The sequence below is a fragment of the Rathayibacter sp. PhB1 genome (assembly GCF_004362935.1).
Lineage (GTDB): Bacteria > Actinomycetota > Actinomycetes > Actinomycetales > Microbacteriaceae > Rathayibacter > Rathayibacter festucae.
Map to the genome: position 1 here is coordinate 566,679 of NZ_SNYD01000003.1, position 14,607 is coordinate 581,285.

Genomic DNA, 14,607 nt, shown 5'->3' on the forward strand with positions numbered 1-14,607 from the left:
TCGACGAGGGCTCGAAGTTGAGTGATGTCCGGTCGGTCAAGCGACATTCTCGCTCAGTCCTTTCTCGATGCGGATGTGCAGATCGCCCGCAGTCAACGTCTGGGTTCCTGTCGCGCTCTTCGACGACAGGGCTTTCACGAGGCCCACGATGGGACCGTAGATCTCGTCGGGATTTCCTCCGGCGGCTACCGTGCGGAGCATCTCGTCGACCTGCGAGCCCGCGAACATGGCCCGCAGGAGAAGCAGGTCGATGCCCTCGTCCGGATGCCGCTCACGCAGACCCGGCAGCATCGGTTCGATCGGCGCGGGAGTCAGAGCGATCGAGGAGGAGCCGTTCGTGATGATCTTCTCGAGCACGTCGGGGGCGATGGGGCCGAGCAGCTCGCCGTAGTAGCCGAGGGCGTACTTCTTGATCTCGTTCGGCACGACCTTGTAGCGCTCGCCTGAGATGACGTTCATCACCGCTTGGGTGCCCACGAACTGAGCGAACGGAGTGATCATGATCGGGAAGGCCAGCTCCTCACGCACCCGGGCGACCTCGTAGAGGAGTTCAGTGAAGCGGTGCGACAGCCCCGCCGTGGCCAGCTGGGAGTGGAAGTTCGACAGCATGCCGCCGGGCAATTGGTGCATGAAGTGCAGGCCGTTGTACGCCACTGGATGGCCGACGGGCTTGCCCTCGGCCTCGGCGATGTCGACGAGCTGACGGCTGATGGTCTCGATGCGCTCGTCGTCGACGTTCACGGTGTAGCCGAGCGCTCGCAGATCGCTGACGATGTCCTGCGTCGACGGCTGGGCGGCCCCGTTCGCCATCGGTGCGATCGAGGTGTGCAGCGCATCCGCTCCCAATTCCACTGCCTCGAGGTACACCAACGGGGCGAGACCGGTCAGGCAGTGGCTGTGGATCTCGAGCGAGCGGTCGCCCATCACGGCCTTCAGCGCCGGCACCAGGGTGCGAATGCGATCGGGCGTCAGGAGACCGCCCGCATCCTTGAGCATGATCGCGTCGACATCCGCCTTCTCGATCAGCTCGATCGCCTTCGCCACGAACAGTTCATCGGTGTGGACCGGGCTCTCGCAGAACGACACTGCGCCGAAGGTGGAGGCGCCCAGCTGCTGCGCCCGGAGGAGCCCCGGCGCGATGTTGTCGATGTCGTTGAGCCCGTCGAACGATCCGATGACTCGGAAGCCGTTTCGGTAGAGGCTTTCGACCCACGCCTCGATCACGTCGTCAGCGAGGAAGTCGAACGCGGCGATGTTCTTCGAGCGGATGAGGGCCCGGAAAGTGCTGTTCGGCGCGTGCTGGTGAGCGAGTCGTACCCGCTCCCACGGGTCCTCCTTGAGGTAGCGCACAGCCACGTCGAACTGGATGGGGGCGACGAGGTCGACCTGGGCGAAGCCCACCTTGTCGAAGTCCGGCGCCATCTTCACGATGTGCTCGGTGCGCATCCGCGTGGCCCAGAGGCTCTGGTGCGCATCGCGAAGAGTGGTGTCGATGATCGTGATCTCACGGCGGCTGCCCGGCGGGCGCCCCCCATTTGCCATCACCGTGGTGATCGATTCGCGGTCGCCCGTTGCCAAGGTCCAACTCCTTCGTTGATACTGTCACTTGCAGATAATGCAAACAGCTTCAGCTATCTGCCGAGATAGTAGACGAACCCTCTCCCCTGTCAAGAAGGGATCTCGATGGTCACGACCATCCAATCCGTCGAGCGCGCCGTCCAGATCGTGCTTCTCGTGGCCGATGAGCCTCGAGTGCTCGCCGGTGACATCGCCGCTCGACTAGGCCTAACGGCGTCGACCACCCACCACTTGCTCAGCACGCTGGTGCAGGAGGGCCTCCTCTCGAAGGATTCGGCCCGCCAGTACGAGCTCGGTGATGCGAGCGAGCGCATCGCGGACGCCGTCACCCGACAACTCCGTCCGCCCGCGGAGCTGCGGCATGCGCTGGCAGAGCTTGCTCGGCGGACAGGAGAGTCGTGCTACCTCACGGCATGGCGAGGGGACCGTATCCGGGTCATCGCCGTGACCGAGGGCGACCACGCTGTGCGCGTGTCCGGTCTCGTCGTCGGCTACTCCGACGACATCCACGCCAGGGTCGGCGCACGCGTCATGCTCGCTCACGCCGACGAGAGGCTCCGGGACTGGGCACTCTCCGGGTACGACTACACCGCGCTCACCTCGAACACTCTGCGCAGCCGCGCGGAGCTCGAGGCGGAGTTGGAGCGCATTCGGTCGACCGGCATCGCGCGCGACGAGGAGGAACTGCGGACGGGTGTCTACTCGATCAGCGTGCCCATCCGGGTGGACGGACGTGTTCGTGCTGCCCTGTCCCTGACCGCACCGATCGACCGGTTCCGGGCGAACGAGGATGCCTACATCGCTGCCCTGCACGGGTGCGCCGCTTCGGCGCGCCCGTGAGGGCTCGGATTCGCATCGCCTCGATTCGCGCTGTGAGACGTTACGGGCGGCCGGCGTGGGGAACGGTGACACGGGTCGTCAGGAGCATCGCGGTTCCTCTCTCGGTGCCGTCGAAGGCACTGGCTCCTGCTGCGCACATGAGGAGGGTCTTCCCGTCGTCGCCTCCGAGTGCGCAGGCGAAGATGGTCAGGCCCTCAGGGGGCGTGATCTGGTCGACGATCGCGCCGCCGGGTGCCGCACGTCGCAGCGGGCCGCCGAGCGGGTCCGCCATCCAGATGTGGTTCTCGGCGTCGAGGGTGCAGCCGTCCGGCCCTCCGACGACGGTCTGATCAAACTGTGCCCATACTCGCCGGTCCGTCAACGTGCCGTCCGGCTGGATGGTGAACGCGGTGTACCGGCCGGCCATCGCCTCGCCGACGATGAGGGTTGAACCGTCGGCGGTGACGACGCTGCCGTTGGGGAAGTAGAGATCGTCCGCCGCGACCGAGATCGCGCCGTCAGCCGTCACGAGAGCGACGACAGTGGGGGGCAGAATCGGGTTGACGGGGTCGAGCTCGGCGAAGCCGAAGTTGCCAACGTAGGCGCGACCCTGGTCGTCGACGACCATGTCGTTCGCCTTGCCCGGGAAGACAGATGAGAGGTCGGCGTGCTCGGAGAGAGTTCCGTCCGGACTGCGCTTGAGCAGTCGCTTGTCGTTCATGGAGACGATCAGCAGCGACCCGTCCGGAAGCCAGCCAAGACCTGACGGCTGGCCGGGGACCTCGGCCACGACCTCCGTGTCGCCGTCCGAGCTCACCGCGAGGACGTGGTGCTCGAAGAAGTCGGAGACGTACCAGCGCCCGTCGTTCCAGCGGGGTCCTTCGAAGAACGCTCCGCCTTCGATCAGGGTCTCGAGTGTGTAGGTCATGAGGGGCTGCTTTCTTGGCGGTCAGGCGCGGATGAAGGTCTTAGAGACGGACGGGGTGCCGTCCGGCAGGGTCACGGCGGAGAGGATCGTGCTGCCGTCGTTGGAGAGGAGCCGCGACATGGAGTACTGCGCGGATCCGTCGAGGTTCTTCGTGATCCGGTAGTGAGTCTGCGGATTGACATAGGTCTGCACGACCCAGGCGATCGGCTCGTTCAGCACGGTGCCGGATTTCAGGACGTCGTTCGGCTTCAGCAGCTCGTGGTCCTGATCGCCCTCGATCTCCCACACGGAGTAGGGGACCCACGTGGGATCGCCGAACCGGCTCTTGTAGCCCATGTGGGTGGCGAGATCATCGGCGATCTGGATGCGGACCGTGTAGATCTGGGTGTCGCCTTCGTGATGCAACGTCATGTGCTGGGCCTGGACCCACTCGGGAACCCACTTGCCGCCCTGCTTGTCCCACACCAGCGACTTCTCGGGATCCATCTCCCACTCGCCCTCGAATCCGCTGAGGTCTGGTTCGGTGGTCATGTCGTCTCCTGGCTGGTGGGCGTTGCTCGGGCTGAGTGGTGGGGGTCGGCTGCTGCGGAGTGCTCGTGAGGCGACCCAGCGGCGGTGTGGCTGCGGATGTGCGTCCCCAAGGACTGGATCGTCCAACCGTTCGGGTAGATGTCGTCCGCGAACGTCTTGATCGGATTGCTCCCGGACACGCCGTCGGGGATCGGATCTGCCTTGGCGATCGCCCGGAGCAGCGAGGTGGAGATCTTCTTCCGAAGCCGCGACGGCGCAGGTAGTCCGCACGCCCGCAGGATGCGGGGATCGATCTGCGCGGTGAGGATCGGGTTGATGAACGGGCGCATCGGGGCCGGCACGAACTGCGGGACCAGACCCAGTACCGCGTCGGTGAGCTCCTTGTTCTGCGGCTCGAACGCGAGCTGCGTATCGAGATAGTGCTCGTAGAAGTCCTCCATCTCCGCGATCGTCTCGGGAATGGGCTTGTGTGAGCCGAACGCGCGCGCTTCGGCGTTGTGATAGTTCCGAAGCGCTTGCCTCTCGATGTCGGTGACGTCGCGCCAGCCGAGTCGTTCTGCGAGATCCAGTGCGGTGAGGGGGGACTCGCAGCCGACGGCGATGAAGTCGTCTTGTCGGATGTCGTACTGGCGGTGCATGGCGTTCACCCGCTTGGCCGCTTCACGACCGTCACCGGGTTCGAGGCCGTTGTTGATCACGGCACTCGTGAGGAGCGACGTGTCGACGAAGCGCTTGGCCGTGTGCTTGCCTGCTTGGCCTGTGGCGTGCAGGACCCGCGACATCGTGGGCGCCGCGAAGGTGAACATGAAACCCGACGCCGCCTGCACGATGAAGCAGGACTGGAAGTCATAGGAGAACAGCTGCTTGATCTCGACGAAATCTGACGCCGGGTCCAAGGATTCGATGCGCCGCAGGCGAGCGTATCGATCTGTTGTGCCCAGCCACGTCTTGGTCTTCTTCGGCATGAGGAGCCTTTCGTGTCGGGTGAGGGCGATGTCCCGCCCTGGTCACCAGTGGATGTCGACTCCGCCTTCGGCTCGGATGTCCTGACCGGTGATCCAGCGAGAATCGTCGGACGCCAGGAACAGCACGACCGGGACGACGTCCTCTTCTACGTACCCGGCACGGTTCAGCGGACTCTGAGCCGCGACAGCATCGACCATCAGCTGCAGGACGTGCCCGCCTTGGGCCTTGACGGTGTCCGTGACTCCGATGGGCACCATGTTGTTGACTCGGATCCCCTGCGGACCGACCTCCTTCGCGACCGCGCGGGTCAGGGCGCCGATGGCACCCTTGGCGGTTCCGTAGACGGAGAGCCCTTCCAGACCCTGGGCGGCGTTGCTGCAGAAGTTGATGATCGAGCCGCCTCTCTCCTTCATGAGAGGCAGTGCCTGCTGCATGAGAGTGAACGTCGCGAAGACCTGCGAGCGCAGGGAGTGCTCGAGCTGCTCGAGTGTGGCGTCCTCGAACGCGACTCGCATGCTGGACGCGTACGCGTTATTGATCAGCACGTCGACGCGTCCGAACTTCTCAGCGATCGCCTCTACGAAGGCGATGAGCTGCTCGGTCCGGGTGACATCACCGGGGAACGCGAGAACATCGCTGCCCAGCTCCTCGGCTGCCCGGGCGGTCGCCGCGAGCGTGTCCTCCTGGATTTCGAAGAGCGCCAGATTGGCACCTTCGCGTGCCGCCGCCAGGGCGGTCGCCTTGCCGATACCGGCTCCGGCTCCGGTGATGACGATGACTTTGTCGTCGAATCGAGACATGGTGGATGCTTCCTTACTGTCGGTGACTGAGGTGATCGGCGGTGGCGTGATCCATCGACGCCGCGTCGTCGGCGTCCAGCGCCTCGGTGATGCGTCGTCGGCGGGCGTAGAGGATGGTGAAGACGGCGAGCCCGAGGATCGCGCAGCCGGCACCGATGAGCAGAGCGATGTCGTAGTCGCCGGTGGTGTCGAAGGCGATACCCCAGAGCGGTGCGCTCACAGCGGAGCCGAGGTAGCCACCCATCTGGACGAATCCGTAGACGCCGGGGTATCGCTGAGGTCCGACGACGTGGCCCGCGACGAGGGGCAGTGCCACCGATCCGGTGGTGATCGCGAAGCCGATCAGAGGGAGGACGAGGAACATACCGACGGTCGAGACCCCGGCCAGGATCGCAACGGCCGGGAGTCCGACGCCGTAGGCGATGGCCAGGATGATCATCAGCGCGTAGACGCCGAGCTTGTCGTGCAGGAAGCCCATGATCGGTCCCATCACGAAGGCGCACAGGGAGAGGAAGGACACGAATTGGCCCGCGAGGATCGGATCGATGCCCTTCGCGGCGTAGACGGCCGGTTGCAGCTGCGCGAAGGTGGCCTCTGTGTTGACCAGGAACGCCGCAACGGCGAGTCCGATCACCGCGATGACGAGAGGACCGCGGAGGCTCCTCCGCGAGATGCCGGTCTCTCCGGCGACCGCCCTCGCCAGGGCTGCCTGACTGATCGGCGGATTGCTGATGAGGAACAGGCCCGGGACGAGAGCGACGATCACGAGGTAGAGCAGAATTGCGACGAACGCGCCGGTCCAGCCGTAGGCGATGATCACGGGTGGCATGACCAGCCCCCACATCGTGCCTCCGATCGCGGCGCCCGTGGAAATGATGCCGATCGCGCGTCCACGCGCCTGTGGCGAGTACCAGCCGGTCATCAGGCTGGTCGCCACGAGGATCCCGGACCCCGCGGAGGCCGCCCCGAAGGGGATCCAGAGCAGAGTGAAGACGGTGAGATCCGGCGCGAAGATCATGCCGACCACGGACGCGATCGCGAGGAGAGAGGAGACGACGACGACCGGTCGGACGCCGACGCGGATGATGATCCGACCCGCGATAGGCAGGGCGACCGCTCCGGAGAGGAGGAGCACGGTGAAGATCAGCGTCATCTGAGCCGCCTGGACTTCGAACCTCTCCATTCCCGGAACGATGAGGAATCCGACCGCGGCGAGAGTGCCGACGTTGGCCATTAGCAAGAAGGCGCCGAGGGAGTTCAGGAGTCGATGACGCTTGAACGAGCTGTCACTCGCATGGGGAATCGCAGGATCGGGAGGATTGGACATGGCATTCCTTCGCGGCGTGGCAGCGATCCGCGCGAGAATCCGTCGCTGCACGGCATTGTGCGCGGCGACAGGTACATGCAGATCGATGCTGAGGTGGATTCGGGTCGGACCGGATCGGTCCGAGAGCCCGGATGAACGTGGTGCGAATCGGAGACGCCTACGCTTCTCGTCGGCGAGGACAGCGAACGGATTCAGCGGACTCCTGGTCGAAGGTGAGAGCGGGCTGCCGAGTGGGAGCCTGGCGGCAGTTTCAGTCCCAGTACACGCCGGTGAGGGTCTGGCCGGCCCAATACCCGCCGTCGATGACGATGTCGACGCCGTTGACGTAGGAGGCGTGGCTGCTGTTCAAGAAGAGCAGCGGGCCGGCCTGCTCGGCGGGAGAGGATCGACGTCCGCTCGGCACGGTCACAGGAGTGATGGAGTCGGTGCTGTACTCCTCCTCGATCGCCTCCAGCATCGGCGTCTGCACGGCCCCTGGGCTCGTGGTGTTGATGCGGATGCCGCGCTTGATCAGGGACTGCGACTGCTGCATACTCCAGACGTTGAGGGCTTCCTTGCCGAACGTGTAGGCATGGCCGGCGGCCTCTTCGTTCGCGCTGTACCAGGACGCAGCGGCGTCGAACGACGGGATCGCCACGAACTCGAGAAGCAGGTCGAGCTTCTTCCTCCAGCCGTATCCTGCGTCGGAGGACACGTTCGCGATGGCGCTCTCCGGTGCCATCTTGTCGACCAGCAGTTCGGTGAACAGGCGGGTCCCGAGGTAATTGACCTTGAGGATGTCGAGGGGATCCAGCATGGGGACGGCCCCGGCGCAGTTGAAGAGGCCGTAGACGTCCCCGTCAATCGCGGCTGCTGCTGCGGAGATGGAGGCGGGGTCGCTCAGGTCCAGGGAGACGTAGCCGGCGGTCTCGACGGCGGGCTCTCGACGGGATGCGGCGATCACATGTGCGCCCAGATCGTGGAGTGCCACGGCGGTTGCTTCTCCGATGCCGGACGAGGCACCGGTCACGACGACCGTCTTCCCTGCGTACTCCGAATACATGGCCTGTCTCCTCATCGAGCTTGCCGGCGATTTCAGTAAACGCGTTCAGTGGACGCGTTCAGTCAGCGTAGCGGATCGCAGACGAATGACAAGAGGCTCCGCGAACGGGCTTCTGCGGATGGGCCCCCACCTGCTCGCTCTGCGGCATTGACAGCCGCTTCAGCGCGCACTTAGCCTGCTGTTACGTGTCAGCAAAGAGGCTGACCGCTCACGGAGCGCCTTCTCTTTCGTCCGGGTCGCCCCCCTCCCTTCCCTCGACGCGTCGTCCCGCTGGAGCGTTCTCGCGGGACGACCTCGCTCGCCGCAAGACCGTCCGGGCAGTGCCGCCCAGAAGGAGAAGACGTGTTCCCTCAGTCGCCCCTGCTCGAAACGCCACCCACGAGCAGGACGACACGGGCTCGCACCCGTCGCCTCTCGGTCGCCGCCGTCGTGGCCCTGGCTGCGGCGCTGCTCTCGCCGATCATCGCCGGTGCGCCGGCGATCGCGGCCGAGGCTGCCCCCACCTTCGCCGCCGAGTACCTCGACGGGGTGTCCGGCCCGCAGTCCGCACGTGAGGTCGACCTCGCGGGCACCTGGGACTTCACCCCCCTCACGAACACGATCTGCACCGGCGGTGGCATCTACGGCACCACGACAGGTCCCTTCGTCTCCTGCGTCGACTCGCCGGCCCCCGGCGGGAAGACCACGATCGCGGTGCCCGGCGGCGGCTGGCACAAGCAGGGCTGGACCGATCTCTCCCGCGCCACTTACTCGAAGACGATCCAGATCCCCAAGATCACCGGCGAGCAGGTCACCCGGCTGAACTTCGGAGCGATCAACCACCGCGCAACCGTCGCCGTCGACGGCCGCGTCGTCGGGACGCAGACCACCTCCTACACCTCGTCGGTCTTCGACCTGTCGGACTTCGTGAAGCCGGGCAGCTCCCACCTCATCGAGGTGACCGTCGAGGGCAGGAAGGCGCTGATCGCCTCCGACATGCGCTATCTGGTGCCGGAGGGCGCCTCCTGGTCGGACGACGTCGCGCAGGGCATCTTCCGCTCCGCCACCCTCGAGGTCCTGCCGGCCGTCTTCGTCGCCGACACCGTTGTCCGCACTTCGGTATCGGACAAGACCTTCAGCTACGACACCTACGTCACCAACAGCACCGACCGTGCCAAGACGGTCCTCGTGCGCGGCACGCTCGACTCCGCGAACGAGAAGGACTTCGCATATCCGCGCCTTCCGCTCAGCACGAAGCTCATCCCGGCGAACTCGACGGAGAAGATCACCGTCGGGCCGCTCCGCTGGAAGGCCGGCACGGACTCCTACTGGACCCCGAACGTGCCCTACCAGGAGGACTACGCAGCGCAGCTGCACGACCTCAAGGTCCAGGTCGTCTCCCTCGGCGCGGGTCCGAGGCTCGTGAACTCCGAGTACAAAGTCCGCTTCGGATTCCGTCAACTCGAGCAGGTCGGTGACCACTACGAACTGAACGGGACCCGGGTGAACTTCCGTGGCGACAGCCTCCAGGGCGCGAACTACGACAACATCGACAACTCCGGAGTGGGCGACGCGTACGACACATTGCCCGGCTTCCTCGAACCCTCCGCCGGAAACGGCGGCTGGCGCGAGGCGGTGCGCAACTATCAGCGCCTGAACTACAACGTCGTCCGCATCCACCAGATCCCGGCCACCCCGTACATGCTCGACGTCGCCGATGAGCTCGGCCTCATGATCATGGACGAGACCGCCATCAGAGGCTCGAACAACAGAGAGAACTTCACCGAGGGCCGCGACAACATGGTCAGCCACCTCGCCGATCTCGTCACCCGCGACCGCAACCACGCCTCCGTGGTGCGCTGGAGCCAGGCCAACGAGCCTCAGATGCCGTTCTTCACCAACCCCGGACAGGGGCCGGAGTTCGATGAACTGCTCTACCAGACCGTCATGGCGCTCGACAGCACCCGGCCGATCAGCACCGACGGCGATTCGCCGGATCTGCCCCACGACAACTACACCGTGTTCTGCCACTACGAGGGCGACAGCGGCCAGTTCGCGATCGGTCAGTACACCGAGAACGTCTGCGAGCTCCCGGGCAAGCCCAACGGGCAGACCGAATTCATCTGGAACAACGACCACACCCCTCAGGGCATGACCTGGTTCGCCACGGCCACCCTGCGGATGCGAGAGAAGGGCGCGGACGACACCCGGCCGTACACTCTCCTCTCCAACTGGTCCTCGGTGATTCCGGGAGTGAAGACAACCGACTTCACCTCCCTCGAGCGCGGCTACCCTGACGGCGTGCTCCCCCTCTTTGGCGAGGACAACCTCCCCGACCCGTGGGACAACGAGCAGATCCAACTCCTGCAGAAGGCGTTCAACCCGGTCGCCGTGGTCGACACCGAGTTCTGGAACGCGAACAAGCTGTCCGACGAGAACGGGACCTGGCCCGTCGTCGCCAGCGAACTCGTCAAGGGGTCCCGGGCCACCCGAACGTTCTCCGTGTTCAACGACACGCTGAGCGGAACCGGACTCACGGTGACCTGGGCGCTGCGAGGCGGATCGGCGTCGGGCTCCGTCCTCGCCAGTGGAAAGGCGGACCTGAACGTCCCGCTGGGCACCGTGCAGCAGATGCCGGTCTCGTTCACCGTTCCCGATACGGGCACGGTCTTCCTGGAGCTCTCAGTCACCAAGGGAGGCAAGGAGCTCTACCGTGACGCGAGCACCCGGTTCGACGTCACGAGCGGCGACTAGGTAGCGGACGCGCGAGAGGTGATCGGGCGGACGGGCACAGGCTCCTCCGCCCGATCACATCTCAGCACGAGGACCCCGACCGGGTGTCCCTCGACTTCTCAGGAGGTTTCGCCGGGTACCAGCGTCAGAGGGATCGGAGACGCCGGCTCCGTCGAGGCGACCGCCCCCACCGTCTCGAGCAGCTCCGCTGTGATCGCATCGGTGAAGACGGACTGCTTGACGCGGATCGTCGTCAGCCGCGGCGAGATCAGCTGGCCGAGAGCACTCCCGTCGACACCGATGGCGGAGAGACGGTCCGGCAGCGATATGCCGAGAGCACGGGCCGCCGCGACGACGGCGATCGCGACGTCGTCGTTGTAGCAGCAGAATCCGCTCGGGCGATCGTCTGCGTCGGCGAGGACACTCCGGATCTCAGCGGACGCCCCGTCGAGCTCGAGCGGAACCCTCACCTCCACCGGCTCATCGATCCCCAGCGCTGCGCATTCCTGCCTGATGCCCTGCAGTCGCCGTGGGCCGAACGGATCGAGGCGCTTGTCCGCCAGTGCGGCGTAAACGAGGCGGCGAGGACCGTTGCGCGTCAGGTGCCTCACCTGCATGCGGCCGATGTCCACGTCGACCTGATCCACTTCGCCTGACAGGGGATCGCTCCGCCGACGGGGGACGACGCGGATCCCCGCCTCGTGGAGTCGATGCCGTTGGTCCTTCTCGAGGACGCCGAGGTCAATCACCGCCGCCGGAAGGAGGTCGTGCAGCGCCAGCAGTGTGGCCTCAGGCTCATCATCGGCGTAGCGCACGACGACAGTGAGGCCGGCGGTCCTCGACGCCGCCGTGATGCCGTCCACCATGTCTTGGAGGTGCGGACCGAAGGTCACGTGGGGAAGAAGGAGAACGACGACGTCGCTGACCCCGGTGACCAGGGCACGCGCCGCGCGAGACGGTCGATAGCCAAGTGCGGCCGCAGCGTCCCTCACCCGTGCCTGCGTGGCCGCGGGGAACCGGGAGATCTCACCATTGAGGATCTGGCTGACAGCGGACCGCGACACTCCGGCCCGCGCCGCGACCTCGGCGCTCGTCACGCGACGGGGCGTTCTCGAGCAGTCGTCAGGCACGGAAGGAGTCTCGCACGGCCGTCTCCGAGCGCTGGGATTGCATCGGCCCCCGCTATCGGCCGCGCTGATGGTGCAGTGTCGATGAGACGAGCCGCCGACCTTGGCGGAACGAGAGGCGACCGGTTCGACGGCACCCGTTGACCGACGAAGCCTGCTGTCGCCGGCGAACGATCAGGGCTCGATGCCGTACCGGATCAGCTCGATCGACGCTCTTACCACCTCGCTCGATGCCGATCGATCCCGCCCTCGAGCGGCGAGCATAATGACGTTCGAGTAGACGGCCTGGTAGGAGTACGCGAGAACCTCCGGATCGATACGCGGGCTTATCTCCCCGGACTCCAAGGCCAATCGGAGCGAGTCGGTGATCCGTTCGATCAACGACTCGACACTGTCGAGCGAGGTCAGCGAATCCGTTGCCATCGCCTGGTAGTAGGCCAGGATGTTGTCTTTGTCGTCGTAGAAGATCTCGACGCATCCGAGGAAGAACTTCTCGACGCGGATCAGCGGACTGAACGGCTCCAGTTCGTCGAAGAGGCGATGCCAGCGTTGCGCGATCTGGAACCCGTACACCTGGTGGACGAGGTCCGCCTTGTTGTCCGCGTAGAGGAACACGGTGCCCGCAGCGACGCCCGCGCGCTCGGCGACCTGCCGGATCGTGAGCGACGCCACTCCGTTCGCCTCGAGGAGCTCCTCCGTTGCCTGCATCACAGCGCCACGGCGGACTTCGCTCATCTCTCGTCGTGATGCCATCGGGGATGATCCTAGGTTGTCCCCGATGGTCATGGTGGTTCAGTTGCTCCAGCAGGGGTTTCATCTCCTGGCGGGGAGACGATGTGGTCCCTCGCGATCAAGGGTCCACGCGGAGTGCCTGGATCCACCGCAAGAGACCCTCCTGCGGGCGGAGCGATGAGAATCAGCTCTGATCGGAACGCGGCCGGCGGCGCAGGAGGAGGACGAGCATGGTCATGCGAAATGACGGCGGTGTCGTGCTGATCGAGGAGCTCGATGCCGATCCGAGCAAGCCCTCGATCCGGCCGTGAAGCGGAGGGGCGGGCCGAGAGGACGACGAACCTCCCTCCGAGGGTGTCGCGGGGTCGTACGGGTTGTTGCCAGCGCAGCTCTTCGACGCCGGGAGAGGCGACACTCGCGCGCTCGTTAGGGAAGTGGTCGACGAGCAGCCGCATTATGATCGCCGTCGTGTGCCAGCCGCTGGCGATCACTCCCCCGAAGTCGCCGAGTCGGGCGGCCTCCGGATCGGTGTGCATCGTGTGCGGATTCAAAGCCGTCGCGAAAGTGACGATCTCCTTCTCCGTCGCTGTCACGCGACCGAGGATCCCGCCGATTCCCGGGAGGTAGTTGTCGAAGTACCGGTCGGCGAGGGGGAGGTCGAAGTCTCCCATCAGGTGCGAATAGTGCTGGGACGCGGGGGAGGACGGTGGGTGTCGAGGGCCGGCCGGCTCAGCCCCCGTTCGACTGCGGCACTCCCTCGGCCAGGGCCTGGAAGGTGTGCACGAAGCCGCCCGCCGTACCGCTGACCGTCGCGTACGCCTCCGTCATGCCTGGCCGGATCGCGATGTTCGTCGCGGAGCCCACGCCGTCCCCGGCCATCGTCACCGTCTGCAGCAGGGCGCCCGAGGTGTCGTAGACGAGGATCTCCGGCCGGCTGTGCAGGCCGACGTAGAGGTTGCCGGCGGCGTCGACCGCGATCGAGTCGAGCTGGCCGATCCCGGGTGAGGCGTGGATCGCGGGGAACGCGGTCGCTATGTCGGTGCCGCCCTCGGCGAGGGTGAACCGGTCGATGCGGTTGCCGGTGTTGAGGCTGACCCACAGCTCGCCGTGGCCGGGCGAGAAGGCGATGCCGTTCGGGGAGGGCAGCTCGCTCGCCAGCACGGTCGCCGCACCGGTCGCCGGGTCGACGCGGACGACGCGGCCGGACGCCTCCCAGTACGGGTCCTGCGCGCCGGCGGCGTCGGTGACGTAGAGGGCGCCGTCCTCGCCGAAGGCGATGTCGTCCGGCTGCATCGGGACGCCGTCGACCGGGCCGGTGACGACGTCCCGGACGTCCTCGCCCTCGGCGGTCATGCTCCGCACGGAACCGCTGAGGAAGTCGGTGACGTAGAGCCGCCCGTCCCCGGGGTGGAACTGCGCGGAGGTGAGCGCGGAGGCGTCGTCGGTCCAGACCGGCTCGACGGTCTCCTCGTCGAGGTCGATCCGGAGCACCTTGCCGGCGCCGGGCGGGGCGGTGACGTCGACGACGTACAGGCCGCCGTCGGGGCCGAAGGTCGGGCCTTCGAGCAGGGTCATGCCGGTCGTCTCGTGCACCTCCGTCACCTGCAGCACCCGCTCGGCGGTGACGACCGACGGAGTCGCCGACAAGGGTGCGGCTGCGGGGTCGCCCGCGTCGGTGCAGCCCGCCAGGGCACCGGCGAGCAGGACCGGGACGGCGATCGCCGACCGCCTCATCGCGAGGCTCCGACGCCGGCGCCGACGAGCACGTCGCCCATCCCGTCCTCCCGCCAGGCGCGCAGCAGGCGGTGGAAGGCGATCGGTCCGGGGCTGAAAGTCGCGCCGGCGATGGAGCGGGTGCCCTCGCCGTTGTAGTAGCCGGGCGTGCACTCGGCCTGGAACGCCCGGGTGTCGAGGGCGGTCTCGTGCACGGTGCGCACCCAGGCCTCCTCGGCCTCGGCCGTGGGCTCGAGGTACCTGGCGCCGACCTCGCGGCCGCGGGCGATGACGGCGGCGATGTGCTCGGCCTGCTCGAGCAGGATGTGCGC

Annotated in this window: 13 protein-coding genes and 1 pseudogene; 2 read left to right on the top strand and 12 right to left on the bottom strand. The window is 66.4% G+C overall.

What is annotated here, in order from left to right:
- Nucleotides 1-36: 36 nt before the first annotated feature.
- On the bottom strand, nucleotides 37-1,578 hold the full coding sequence (locus tag EDF17_RS10315) for a pyruvate carboxylase subunit B (protein WP_208110600.1): 1,542 nt from the start codon (nucleotides 1,576-1,578) through the stop codon (nucleotides 37-39).
- Nucleotides 1,579-1,683: 105 nt separating this feature from the next.
- Between EDF17_RS10315 and EDF17_RS10320 the strand changes: the two genes are divergently transcribed.
- On the top strand, nucleotides 1,684-2,418 hold the full coding sequence (locus tag EDF17_RS10320) for an IclR family transcriptional regulator (protein ID WP_123447016.1): 735 nt from the start codon (nucleotides 1,684-1,686) through the stop codon (nucleotides 2,416-2,418).
- Nucleotides 2,419-2,458: 40 nt separating this feature from the next.
- Here the strand turns inward: EDF17_RS10320 and EDF17_RS10325 are convergent, their stop codons facing one another.
- The 6 genes from EDF17_RS10325 to EDF17_RS10350 all read right to left on the bottom strand — a co-directional run bounded on the left by EDF17_RS10325 (nucleotide 2,459) and on the right by EDF17_RS10350 (nucleotide 8,006).
- Nucleotides 2,459-3,325, bottom strand: a complete 867-nt coding sequence (locus tag EDF17_RS10325; RefSeq protein ID WP_123447017.1) for an SMP-30/gluconolactonase/LRE family protein — start codon at nucleotides 3,323-3,325, stop codon at nucleotides 2,459-2,461.
- 21 nt (nucleotides 3,326-3,346) lie between these two features.
- Nucleotides 3,347-3,856, bottom strand: coding sequence for a hypothetical protein (locus EDF17_RS10330; protein WP_123447018.1), 510 nt, complete (start codon nucleotides 3,854-3,856; stop codon nucleotides 3,347-3,349).
- On the bottom strand, nucleotides 3,853-4,821 hold the full coding sequence (locus tag EDF17_RS10335; protein WP_123447019.1) for an oxygenase MpaB family protein: 969 nt from the start codon (nucleotides 4,819-4,821) through the stop codon (nucleotides 3,853-3,855). Before EDF17_RS10335 ends, EDF17_RS10330 begins: the two co-directional genes overlap by 4 nt.
- Nucleotides 4,822-4,863: 42 nt before the next feature.
- Nucleotides 4,864-5,622: an SDR family oxidoreductase gene (locus EDF17_RS10340; RefSeq protein WP_123447020.1), complete on the bottom strand. Its 759-nt coding sequence runs from the start codon at nucleotides 5,620-5,622 to the stop codon at nucleotides 4,864-4,866.
- 13 nt (nucleotides 5,623-5,635) lie between these two features.
- On the bottom strand, nucleotides 5,636-6,949 hold the full coding sequence (locus tag EDF17_RS10345; protein WP_123447021.1) for an MFS transporter: 1,314 nt from the start codon (nucleotides 6,947-6,949) through the stop codon (nucleotides 5,636-5,638).
- A gap of 250 nt (nucleotides 6,950-7,199) precedes the next feature.
- Nucleotides 7,200-8,006 (bottom strand): coniferyl-alcohol dehydrogenase, encoded by an 807-nt coding sequence (locus EDF17_RS10350; protein WP_123447022.1) that lies wholly within the window; start codon nucleotides 8,004-8,006, stop codon nucleotides 7,200-7,202.
- A 327-nt stretch (nucleotides 8,007-8,333) separates the two neighbouring features.
- Between EDF17_RS10350 and EDF17_RS10355 the strand changes: the two genes are divergently transcribed.
- Nucleotides 8,334-10,724 (top strand): glycoside hydrolase family 2 TIM barrel-domain containing protein, encoded by a 2,391-nt coding sequence (locus EDF17_RS10355; RefSeq protein WP_123447023.1) that lies wholly within the window; start codon nucleotides 8,334-8,336, stop codon nucleotides 10,722-10,724.
- Between the two features lie 98 nt (nucleotides 10,725-10,822).
- On the opposite strand, the gene EDF17_RS10360 is transcribed toward EDF17_RS10355, so the two are convergent.
- The 5 genes and pseudogenes from EDF17_RS10360 to EDF17_RS19830 all read right to left on the bottom strand — a co-directional run.
- Nucleotides 10,823-11,800 (bottom strand): LacI family DNA-binding transcriptional regulator, encoded by a 978-nt coding sequence (locus EDF17_RS10360; protein ID WP_133671986.1) that lies wholly within the window; start codon nucleotides 11,798-11,800, stop codon nucleotides 10,823-10,825.
- 204 nt (nucleotides 11,801-12,004) lie between these two features.
- On the bottom strand, nucleotides 12,005-12,616 hold the full coding sequence (locus tag EDF17_RS10365; RefSeq protein WP_123447025.1) for a TetR/AcrR family transcriptional regulator: 612 nt from the start codon (nucleotides 12,614-12,616) through the stop codon (nucleotides 12,005-12,007).
- A complete protein-coding gene (locus tag EDF17_RS10370; protein WP_123447026.1) occupies nucleotides 12,613-13,233 on the bottom strand; it encodes a MaoC/PaaZ C-terminal domain-containing protein in 621 nt (206 codons plus the stop codon). The genes EDF17_RS10365 and EDF17_RS10370 overlap by 4 nt, the downstream gene beginning before the upstream one ends.
- A 58-nt stretch (nucleotides 13,234-13,291) precedes the next feature.
- The gene (locus EDF17_RS10375) at nucleotides 13,292-14,296 is read right to left on the bottom strand and encodes an SMP-30/gluconolactonase/LRE family protein (RefSeq protein WP_123447027.1); all 1,005 of its coding nucleotides are present in this window, start codon (nucleotides 14,294-14,296) and stop codon (nucleotides 13,292-13,294) included.
- Nucleotides 14,293-14,607 (bottom strand): annotated as a pseudogene (locus EDF17_RS19830) (monooxygenase); the annotation flags it as partial. The pseudogene EDF17_RS19830 and the gene EDF17_RS10375, both read right to left, overlap by 4 nt.

Bases quoted from the DNA above. Each gene is read 5' to 3' on its own strand.
- EDF17_RS10320 (WP_123447016.1), top strand. From the start codon at position 1,684: ATGGTCACGACCATCCAATCCGTCGAGCGCGCCGTCCAGATCGTGCTT.
- EDF17_RS10325 (WP_123447017.1), bottom strand. From the start codon at position 3,325: ATGACCTACACACTCGAGACCCTGATCGAAGGCGGAGCGTTCTTCGAA.
- EDF17_RS10330 (WP_123447018.1), bottom strand. From the start codon at position 3,856: ATGACCACCGAACCAGACCTCAGCGGATTCGAGGGCGAGTGGGAGATG.
- EDF17_RS10335 (WP_123447019.1), bottom strand. From the start codon at position 4,821: ATGCCGAAGAAGACCAAGACGTGGCTGGGCACAACAGATCGATACGCT.
- EDF17_RS10340 (WP_123447020.1), bottom strand. From the start codon at position 5,622: ATGTCTCGATTCGACGACAAAGTCATCGTCATCACCGGAGCCGGAGCC.
- EDF17_RS10345 (WP_123447021.1), bottom strand. From the start codon at position 6,949: ATGTCCAATCCTCCCGATCCTGCGATTCCCCATGCGAGTGACAGCTCG.
- EDF17_RS10350 (WP_123447022.1), bottom strand. From the start codon at position 8,006: ATGAGGAGACAGGCCATGTATTCGGAGTACGCAGGGAAGACGGTCGTC.
- EDF17_RS10365 (WP_123447025.1), bottom strand. From the start codon at position 12,616: ATGACCATCGGGGACAACCTAGGATCATCCCCGATGGCATCACGACGA.
- EDF17_RS10370 (WP_123447026.1), bottom strand. From the start codon at position 13,233: ATGGGAGACTTCGACCTCCCCCTCGCCGACCGGTACTTCGACAACTAC.
- EDF17_RS10375 (WP_123447027.1), bottom strand. From the start codon at position 14,296: ATGAGGCGGTCGGCGATCGCCGTCCCGGTCCTGCTCGCCGGTGCCCTG.